Source organism: Coprococcus intestinihominis (assembly GCF_040096555.1).
GTDB classification, from domain to species: domain Bacteria; phylum Bacillota; class Clostridia; order Lachnospirales; family Lachnospiraceae; genus Coprococcus_A; species Coprococcus_A intestinihominis.
This window is the reverse complement of record NZ_JBBMEK010000121.1, coordinates 1-9,311: the sequence shown is the minus strand read 5'-3', so window position 1 is coordinate 9,311 and position 9,311 is coordinate 1. Positions and strand designations below refer to the sequence as shown.

The window sequence follows — 9,311 nt, the reverse complement described above, 5'->3', positions numbered from 1 at the left end:
GAAAGCCGGGGTAAGAAGTGAGGGGTCGCTCCCCGAAGCTCAGACTTATCTTCCTGGTGGCAGAATATAGGTGAAGGGCATGGATGTACGGCGAAGGCCGGATTGCAGATATGATTCAGATATTCAAAAAAGAGCTTCAGTCTTATAGGATATGTGATGACTGGAGCTTTTCTTTTTTGAAAGACATTGCATTTATAAAATTTACACGATGTGGACTAATTGCAAAAATATGCCACCGCGGTAACAGCCGTCAAAAAGAGATGTGTTATGATAGCAGCATCAGAAATAAAACAGCTTCAAAGAATAATGGAGGTAGACATATGCTTAAAACAACAGAATTATTTATCAATGAACTGAAGGAACGCGATCTTAAATACAGAGACATCAGAACGCTTCAGGATGGGGATGATCTGGTGGAAGTAGGATTTAATCTGGACAGTACCCGGATACAGATCATGATTTTCTTTGATGCATCGGAAAAGTCGGTGGCCCTCAGATGTTTTGAGGTGACCCGCGTGACAGAAGAGCAGTACCCGAATGCACTGCTGAGCTGCAATGAATTGAATAACAAGATGCGCTGGGTCAAATTTTGCATTGGACAGGAAATGAATGTCCATGCAGAGGCAGATGCCTTGGTTGATGAGACTACTGCTGCAAAGGTAACGATGGAACTGATGATGCGGATGGCATCTATCGTAGATGAGGCGTACCCGATGATCAACAAGGCTATCTGGTCCTAGGACATCGTTATTTACGAAACGGCGCGGTGAGCAGCGCGGCAGCCCGCCGCTTTACGCCATAGGCAAGCGGCGGGTATGAAAAGAGAAGCCTGATACAGTGATGACAGATGAGGAGGAACATGATGCAAACAGAATTATTAACATTGATATTTGAAGAAGCAAAAAAGCAGTGTGAGTCAAAAAACGATTCTGTCGGTCTGGGGGCTATGTACAGTGCAATCATTTCAGTAGGAAGAGACAGCCATGTACTTGAGGGGAAAACCTATGATATTCAGGAGTATGAAGCGCTTCGGAGAGCTGTTGCCAGGGATGAACCAGAAGGAACAGTGGTGTCGCCTGTAAAATCTGAAGACAGTCTGACAGGGCAGGAGAAGCAACTCTGTGCATTCCGTATCTGGCTGAACATGAGCACACGCTCTGCAGTGGATGCGTATCAGTATCTCCGCAAGCAGGTAAAGACGGCTCAGGAGACCGGGAACTCGGAGAAGATGACTGCGGGAACGGAACGTCCGGTTAAGGCAATGACAGAGACAGAGCATCCGGTTAAGGCAGCTGAGGAGACGGAGCATCTGGTTAAGACGATTGCAGAGAAAGAGTATTCCGTGAAAAAACCGACGATGGAACAGCTGGCAGCAAAGACGGTTCAAATCCGTGAACAGTTGATGCAGAAGGTCATTGGGCAGGATAATATTATCGCAGAATTTGCCAATGGTTATTTTGAGGGAGAATTGTCCGTCTTTACGGAGAAGAACCGCTGCAGCCCGAAGGCCATTTTCCTGTTTGCGGGAAGTCCCGGAGTCGGAAAGAGTTATCTGGCGACAGAAGCGGCAAAGGCCCTGGAGCTGCCTGTGAAACGCTTTGATATGAGCAGTTATGCCGACGATGTTTCGGCTTCTGAATTAACGGGTGCCGGGGCAAATTTCAAGTCACCGAAACCCGGTGCATTAACCGGTTTTGTGCATGACCATCCATCTTCAATGTTGATTTTTGATGAGATTGAGAAAGCACATCCGAAAGTTATCAATCTGTTTCTGCAGGTGTTAGATGCCGGTACACTGTATGATAATAAATATGAAGCCAATATCGCTTTTGGTGAAACCGTGATCATTTTCACAACCAATGCCGGCAAATCCCTGTATCAGGATACGACAAAACACAACTATTCGGATGTACCGAAAAAGGTGATTCTGGATGCTCTGGAGAAAGAGTGTCATCCGGTTACCGGAAGACCGGTTTTTCCGCAGGCAATCTGTTCCAGATTGGCCACAGGAAATGTTTTACTGTTTAATCATCTTACGGCCCATCAGCTTTCGACGATTGCAGCGAGAAAGCTGATGGAGCAGCAGGCGGCATTCAGAAAATCCGATGGCAGCTGGATATTGACCGGGCTGAACCGATCATCCGGCAGTTATATCATGTGCCGGAGGACAATACTTTCCTGTTTTTCGGCAGTGAAGAAGCGCGGATGCAGGCACAGCAGATGCAGGAAAAGGGCAGGATGCTGTATGCATCGAATCTGGATGAAGTGAAACAGATTCTTCAGGAGCATGAACTGAGTTTTGCAGCCATTGATTATTTTCATGGACGTTCAGAGGAAACGTCTTATCTGAATGCGGGAGATGTGCATTCAGAGGGCAAAAAATGCTGGGAGGTTTTGCAGCAGTATGAACCGGAACTGCCGGTTTTTATCTGGGAAACAGATAATTATCAATATAATCGTGAAGAAGTACTTTCATTTTTGGGGAAAGGAGCCGAGGACATTTTACATATCTCATTTTCGGACAGGAATGCCTGTGAAGCAACGCTTGACCAGTTTCAGGTGCAGCTGTGACAGCAGAAGGCATTGGATACCCTTGCATTCAGGCATCAGGTATTGAATTATGAAACAGCTCAGTCCTTAAGTGAAGACGGCACCATTGGCACCATCAAGGTTTTTGATCTGCATCTGGCGACGGCGGTAGATGCGGATGATCAGAAAGACGTTTTATCGGCAGAAGAAAAACCGGATATTCACTGGTCGGATATTGTGGTGTCAGAGGACGTAAAATCAGAATTGCAGTATTTTCAGTCCTATCTGAAAGATGCCAAAAGCTTTCTGAAGAAAGGTGCCGCAGCACCAAAGGGTATTTTGCTCTACGGACCTCCGGGAACCGGAAAGACTTCTCTGGCCAAGGTGATAGCGGCGGAATCCGATGTAACCTTCCTGACAGCTTCGGCTGATCAGTTTATCAGCAAATGGGTTGGGGAGGGACCGCAGGCCGTGCACAGAATATTTTCGATTGCAAGAAAATATGCGCCGGCGATTTTGTTTATCGATGAAATTGATGCCATTGGCCGCAGAAGAACGGAGGAAGCTTTTCATGACGGCAGACAGGAAATCCTGAATGCACTGTTGACGGAGATGGATGGCTTCAAAACATCAGTTAAAAAGCCGGTGCTTGTGATGGCCGCCACCAATCTTGGCGGCAATAACGGCAGTACAGGCGCATTGGATCCGGCGCTGGTTCGGCGGTTTGACCGGAGTATCTGCATTGATCTGCCAGACAGAGCGGGCAGGATTCAGCTGTTGAAGATGCTTCGAAATAAGCATCAGATACTCAGGATCAGTGATGATATGCTGCAGAATCTGGCAGAACGTTCGATCGGCATGAGTCCGGCATTGCTTGAGGGTGCAGTGAATGCAGCCATCCGTGAAGCCATTCGCAGCGGCACAGAATTGTCAGACAGCATGATGGATGAGGCTTTTGAAAAGTATAATCATGGCGAAGAAAAGCATTGGAATCGTGCTGAGCTTATTAAAACAGCCCGTCATGAAGCGGGGCATGTCGTTGTGTGCAATTATTTCGGAGAAGAACCGTCTTACCTGACAGTGGCGGCCCGGGACAACCACGGCGGATACATGATGTACAGTGCAGCCGAAGGTAAGGGCGTTTATACAAAAAAAGAACTGCTTCGTCAGATTGCTGTTTCTTTGGGCGGCCGGGCAGCAGAACTGGCTTATTACGGCGAAGAAGAGGGACTGTCCACAGGCCCATCCTCCGATCTTGAGACAGCAACCGCCATTGCACGAAAAATGATCTGCAATTATGGCATGTACCATGAAATTGCCGCCGGAATCGTCATGCAGAATGAAGTGTCTGAGACGGTTTCACAGAGCATTGAACAAAAGGTCAATGCCATTATTCAGGAACAGCTTAATTTGTCGGTTGCGATTATCAAAGAAAATGCAGATAAGATGGCACAACTGGTGGATACGTTGATGGAAAAGACACACCTGAATAAACAGGAGATACAGGAAGTGCTGAATGATTAGGAGGTGTAGGATATGAATTTTCAGTCTTGACAAGAAAAACTAACCATTGGGGAATAGGTATTGCATAAAATCCATCGTACAATGTATGTACGGTGGATTTTTCACGTGGTGAATAATAAAAGAAACTTTCAGTATGCGTTTTATGTTGATGGACAATCCGGCAAAGCAGCTGGGATACAGTTCTATTGAGGAGATGTGCAGGTGGGGGGAAGCAGAAGAAAGGAGAAATGCTGGTTATGACAGAACAAAAATAGTGATGCAAATTATCAAAAGTAATGTGAGGAGGAAAGTGTGATGAAAAAATGGAAAAAGTATGGGGCCTTTATGTTTGCAATGGTGATGTGTCTGAGTCTTGCTGCCTGCGGAAGTTCTGACAGTATAGCGGCATCATCGGAGGAAACGGAAAATGCAGAAGGTGACAGTGAGGAATTGGTGACAGACGCAGCGTCCCTCGATGGCATGTGGAGCATTAATGGCGGCACAAAGCTGTATTTTGACAGTGGGGGCGGACATTATATCTATCGTTCCTATTATGGGGTCGGCGGACGCGGTGAAATGTCGGAGTCCCCGGAAGATGGCAAGCCGATGATGACATTCAATGGTTTCATGTATGATTTTGTCTTGCGTAGTGACGGTGTGCTGATGCCGAATCAGAATGGTGACGGTGATGGACTTAACATTCACCGCAATACTTTCAAACGGGATGATACGGCAAAACTTGCAGAATGGGAGGCAAATAACTGGGACGGCATGTGGCAGAATGCAGTGGGTGAAACCATTGTTATTGACACGGCGAACATGATATATACAGCTTCTTCACCGGATTATTCCATGGACGGAACCCTTGGTGACGAGGGTGAGGGAATGGGGCTTTATCTTTACGACAATGAAGACCGTGCTTATCTCTGTGCAAGTGAAGACGGCAACAGTTTTACTTTGTCCAGTCAGTATCCGGGCCGATACAGCGATGATGGACATTTTGACGGTGTCTTCTACAGAAACGGTGACATTGCGGCTTATACAGACCTTGAAAAAGCAAAATTCTACTATGGCAATGGTTCTGATACATGGCTGTGGTACAATGACGGCGTAAATGAGTACTTTTTGGGGGATGAGTATAAAATTGGCGATGATGGACTTGCCTATTATGAAGCGGATAATAAGGTCTATCCTGGAGGATGGATTCCTGATGAACCCTATGACCCTTCCGTTGATTGGGGTGAAAATGCGCAAGAAGAAACTAGCATTAATTCAGAAAATGATTTTAGTCATTTTGAGGGTATCTGGTATTATGACGGTGACCTTTCAGCGGAAACGTATATCGTTATGGATGCTTCCGGAAACTGGAGTTATTATCAGCGTGCGCCAGGTGCTGAGCCGGCGGAGATGGATTGTGGTACATTGACACAGGATGCAGATGCAGCGAATATTTATTATGCAGAGTCTACGATGTATGATGGTGTGTCACATCAGGTCTTTGCAGGGGACGGAGATGTTTTTCTTTGGGATGAAGAAGGAAATTACTATCTGATGGAATAGGGAAGTTGAGAAAATAATAAAGAATAGATGGTGGGGCTGAGAAAGGAGATAAGTGCATGACGTTTGGTATGGCAGCAGTACTGTTGATTCTGATTATTGCGGGAATTATTTTGGCAGTGCGGGGACTGCAGCAGAGAAAAATCCTTTGTATAATTATCATTGTACTGCTGTCTGTGTTTGGGTTGGCCCTGGCAGTTTACATGGGACTGACGATGTTTTTTGTGGATGCGGTGCGGAGCCAGCCGCCTGTGTAACAGTGCAGAACAATAGAAGTTGCAAATATAGGAAGCCTTCCTGGAACTTGTACCAGTGATAAGGCATTTAACAAGGAAACGGAATAATCCGGGTTATTCTATCGGTCATGATGATATGAATACCCGGGTTATTTTTTATGGGTTTTGAGGAAATATGAACTTGATGACAGATAATAAACAAAGAATCTTTTTTATCCATCGGATGAAAGTCCGAAAAGGATGGAAAGATTCTTTTTTGTTTTTATACGAAATTTGTGAGGAAAATTCCAATCATCAGCAGATATAAATGGTAGAACGTCAAAAGTCGTGATTATGTGTTTTAATCTATGAAAGGTGAAGCGGTATGTCGAAGTATAGAAAAAATGAAGAAGCAATTATCAGACGAGTGAAGCAGCTGAAAGGGCCGTGCCCGGATTTTTATATTATCGGGCATTCGACTTCGGCGATGGAGCGACTGGGATTAAAAATTGCCGAGGTGATTGACCGGCAGGAAATGCTTCCTTTTAAAGGATTAGTGCGGACTTTTACCATCAAAATGCCTTATTATGAGGACTGGCAGGGCGCCGGTGCTTTCATTCAGCATCTCTGCGACAGCTACAGTATTGCCAGAGACTGTTATGATACTTACATTGGCACCATTGTGGTTGAGCTGGCAGAAGAATGGGGAAGAAGCGGCTATAATTCGTCTCTGAGAGTGTTTCTGGAGTATATCGCAGAACATTCAGATATCTGTTTTATACTGCTTGTTCCGGCCGGTCAGAATCAAGAAAAGGATGATGCCTTATTTGCTGAGTTTGTTCGATATGGGGTGTGGATGAGAGTCTATTCTCAGACACCATCTGTTGAACAGTGTGTAAAACATTTTGTGACGATGGCAGAAAAGGAAAGCTGGCGTGTTCAGGCAGAAGCAGAGCAACTGTTGGCAGAAAAGCTAAAAGAGAGAAGCGAATCAGAGACAGAAAATATCATCGTTGTCGAGCAGCTTTTCAGGCAGATTTATTTTGAACAGTGCATGCAAAATGGCAGGAGCAAAGTCATCAGAGCCAGGGATATCGGTCTGATGCCGGGAATTCAGAAAAGAGAAGCTGCCAGAACCATTGGTTTTGCGGCGGAACAATGATGCCACAGCAGGAAAAGGATGGGCGAAGTTCTGGACAGACGATAGAGGACAGAAGTAGGTTCAGGATAGAGAGCAGGAGGTATATGGATGTTTGAAGATGGTCTTAGATATCAGGATGCCAGAATGGCATCAGAAGATGAAATGAAGCGTGATTTATATGGATTTCATATCAATGATTCACGGCGGATACCCAAGGGCGGTCCGATTCTTTTCAGGGAATCGGACATGGCCTATGTTGATCCGAGTGAGGTGCACAGTCTTATTGTGGGAGATACAGGCTCCATGAAGACACTGCGTTTTGTCCTCCCGTTGATTTATTCCTGTGCAAAGGCAGGAGAATCCATGGTGATTGTAGACCCGAAGGGGGAGCTGGTTAGAAAAACAAAAGGCTTTTTGTCGGAAGCCGGATATGCTATGCCTATCATTGATCTGCGCAGACCTCAGGATTCACCGGACAAGTGGAATCCTATGGGATGTGTGGAAAAATCCTTTGCCCAGGGAAAATCCGGTGAGCAGAAGGCGATTCTGGAATTAAATGACCTGATGGAGACGTTATTTAATTCCAGATCAAAATCAGACAAGGACAGATATTGGAATGAGAGTGCGGGTCAGCTGGCTCTTGGCTTATGTTGCCTCATGCAAAAAATAGGCGAAAATCTGAATATGAAGAACCTTCTGAAATGGCGTTACGAAAGAATGGAAAATGGCGATTTGGATACGATTTATCAGGAGCTGCCAAAGACTGGCGAAATTTATCAGAATCTGGCAGGCTATATGGAATTGACGGCCTCCAATACTCGTTCCTGTATTTTATCAACTTTTGACCAGTTGGTGCGTCTTTTCAAGGCCTCACCGGCATTAACTGATATGTTATCCGAGTCTACCTTTGAACTGGGTCAGATAGGACTTCGAAAAACGGCTGTTTTTCTTATTGTACCGGATGAGAAGACAACTTTTCATTTCCTGGCTACGTTATTTGTTACCCAGTGCTATCAGGCGTTGCTGGAAACGGCGTCAGACTATCAGGACATATTGCCGCGCCGGGTGAATTTTATACTTGAGGAATTTTGTAATATGCCGATTCTGCCGGATTTGATTTCCATGCTGACAGCTGCAAGAAGCCGAAATATCCGGTTCCACCTGGTTATCCAGTCCTATTCCCAGATGATAGAAAAATATGGTTTGAATGCCAGTCAGACGGTATTGGATAACTGCGGCAATCTGATTTATCTCCATTCAAGAGAAATGTCGTTTTTAAAGTATATCTCGGAACTGGCAGGCTGCAATGAATATCATCGGCCATTACTCTCACCGTCCCGGCTACTGCATTTGAAGAAAAACGAAACCGTTATTTTTCATGACAGGTGTTACCCTATGGTTGTGCGGGATATTCCGCTGATATTTGAATATCCGGTTAGCTCTGAACAGTTACGATTTTTTAAGGAAAGGCGGTTGAAAAATAGGGAAAATAAGATATAATTTCATCTTTGACACTTTATGAGCAGAAAAAACGTTGTAAAGCCTTTAAATACAGGTCTTGTAGCGGTTTTGTTTTTCGCATCGATATTGTGCTATTTTTTTTGCTGTGCTATTTTTTTGTATTTTTGGTGGTTTTTATTATGCTCCTCATAGTGGATTTTGAAATAAATTCTAGGTCCGTATGAATACCAGCAATTTTATGCAGGCTGTCTGTTACATCCGTTCTTTTATAAGAAGGAATATATCCGTCATCCTTTGATATGCGTGTCATCTGCATGCTGCGTAATGTTTTCAGTATCTCCTCACAGGTATATTTGTTTTCAAGCTTTTTTTCCAGCAGTCGATATACAAGCAGACTGATATAACATGTCAGAAAGTGGGCTTTGATACGGTCTTCTCGTCGGACATAAACGGGTCTTGCTTTAAATTCCGTTTTCATAATCCTGAAATTTTCCTCAATCTCCCATCGTTGCTGGTTGATCTTGCTGATCTCATCAACATCACCTTCCAGATCGGTTATAACCGCATAAAAGCCATCATACTGCGCTTCTTCGGCAACACGTTCTTCATCCAGACTGTACACATACTTTTCAGCTATTTCTCCATCATCGGTAACAGACGTCTTTTTTACGAATCGGGCCGGGTCATTCTGATTCCTTGTTTTCCGTTTAGAATCAGGTGCATCTATCATTTTCTGCGCCCGTTCCAGCTGACAAATGACAATTTCATATTTGAATATTTGAATCATGTCTGCAATCAACTCGATGAATAAAGTACGCCAGTGCTTCGAGGTGTGCGGTAATTTCCAAGAGCCGAAATGGTGAGGATGTCCGGTTGACCGGAGCAGGGATACCTGCTCCGGGAGG

At 44.8% G+C, this 9,311-nt stretch carries 9 protein-coding genes; 8 read left to right on the top strand and 1 reads right to left on the bottom strand.

All coding sequences use genetic code 11. The features are described from left to right. The first annotated feature begins 320 nt into the window (after positions 1–320). The 8 genes from WMO25_RS10225 to WMO25_RS10190 all read left to right on the top strand — a co-directional run bounded on the left by WMO25_RS10225 (position 321) and on the right by WMO25_RS10190 (position 8,445). Positions 321–740, top strand: a complete 420-nt coding sequence (locus WMO25_RS10225) for a YbjN domain-containing protein (RefSeq protein WP_349085229.1) — start codon at positions 321–323, stop codon at positions 738–740. Positions 741–859: 119 nt separating this feature from the next. Continuing rightward, positions 860–2,269 (top strand): AAA family ATPase, encoded by a 1,410-nt coding sequence (locus tag WMO25_RS10220; protein WP_349085227.1) that lies wholly within the window; start codon positions 860–862, stop codon positions 2,267–2,269. After that, the gene (locus WMO25_RS10215; RefSeq protein ID WP_349085225.1) at positions 2,239–2,571 is read left to right on the top strand and encodes a hypothetical protein; all 333 of its coding nucleotides are present in this window, start codon (positions 2,239–2,241) and stop codon (positions 2,569–2,571) included. Before WMO25_RS10220 ends, WMO25_RS10215 begins: the two co-directional genes overlap by 31 nt. A gap of 12 nt (positions 2,572–2,583) precedes the next feature. Then, entirely contained in the window at positions 2,584–4,053 is a 1,470-nt protein-coding gene (locus WMO25_RS10210) for an AAA family ATPase (protein ID WP_349085223.1), read from the top strand. A gap of 294 nt (positions 4,054–4,347) precedes the next feature. Next, complete coding sequence (locus WMO25_RS10205; RefSeq protein ID WP_349085221.1) at positions 4,348–5,592, top strand: hypothetical protein; 1,245 nt, start codon at positions 4,348–4,350, stop codon at positions 5,590–5,592. A 56-nt stretch (positions 5,593–5,648) separates the two neighbouring features. Beyond that, on the top strand, positions 5,649–5,846 hold the full coding sequence (locus WMO25_RS10200; RefSeq protein WP_349085219.1) for a hypothetical protein: 198 nt from the start codon (positions 5,649–5,651) through the stop codon (positions 5,844–5,846). 343 nt (positions 5,847–6,189) lie between these two features. Further along, positions 6,190–6,966 carry a hypothetical protein gene (locus WMO25_RS10195; protein WP_349085217.1) on the top strand — a complete coding sequence of 259 codons (777 nt, stop codon included), beginning with the start codon at positions 6,190–6,192 and terminating at the stop codon, positions 6,964–6,966. An 87-nt stretch (positions 6,967–7,053) separates the two neighbouring features. Then, a complete protein-coding gene (locus WMO25_RS10190) occupies positions 7,054–8,445 on the top strand; it encodes a VirD4-like conjugal transfer protein, CD1115 family (protein WP_349085215.1) in 1,392 nt (463 codons plus the stop codon). A 109-nt stretch (positions 8,446–8,554) separates the two neighbouring features. Here the strand turns inward: WMO25_RS10190 and WMO25_RS10185 are convergent. Continuing rightward, positions 8,555–9,311: IS1634 family transposase (locus tag WMO25_RS10185; RefSeq protein ID WP_349085214.1), on the bottom strand; the 757-nt coding region annotated here is incomplete at its 5' end.

Coding starts and splice junctions, on each gene's coding strand:
- WMO25_RS10220 (WP_349085227.1), top strand. CDS start 860: ATGATGCAAACAGAATTATTAACATTGATATTTGAAGAAGCAAAAAAG.
- WMO25_RS10225 (WP_349085229.1), top strand. CDS start 321: ATGCTTAAAACAACAGAATTATTTATCAATGAACTGAAGGAACGCGAT.
- WMO25_RS10205 (WP_349085221.1), top strand. CDS start 4,348: ATGAAAAAATGGAAAAAGTATGGGGCCTTTATGTTTGCAATGGTGATG.
- WMO25_RS10200 (WP_349085219.1), top strand. CDS start 5,649: ATGACGTTTGGTATGGCAGCAGTACTGTTGATTCTGATTATTGCGGGA.
- WMO25_RS10190 (WP_349085215.1), top strand. CDS start 7,054: ATGTTTGAAGATGGTCTTAGATATCAGGATGCCAGAATGGCATCAGAA.
- WMO25_RS10195 (WP_349085217.1), top strand. CDS start 6,190: ATGTCGAAGTATAGAAAAAATGAAGAAGCAATTATCAGACGAGTGAAG.
- WMO25_RS10215 (WP_349085225.1), top strand. CDS start 2,239: ATGCTGTATGCATCGAATCTGGATGAAGTGAAACAGATTCTTCAGGAG.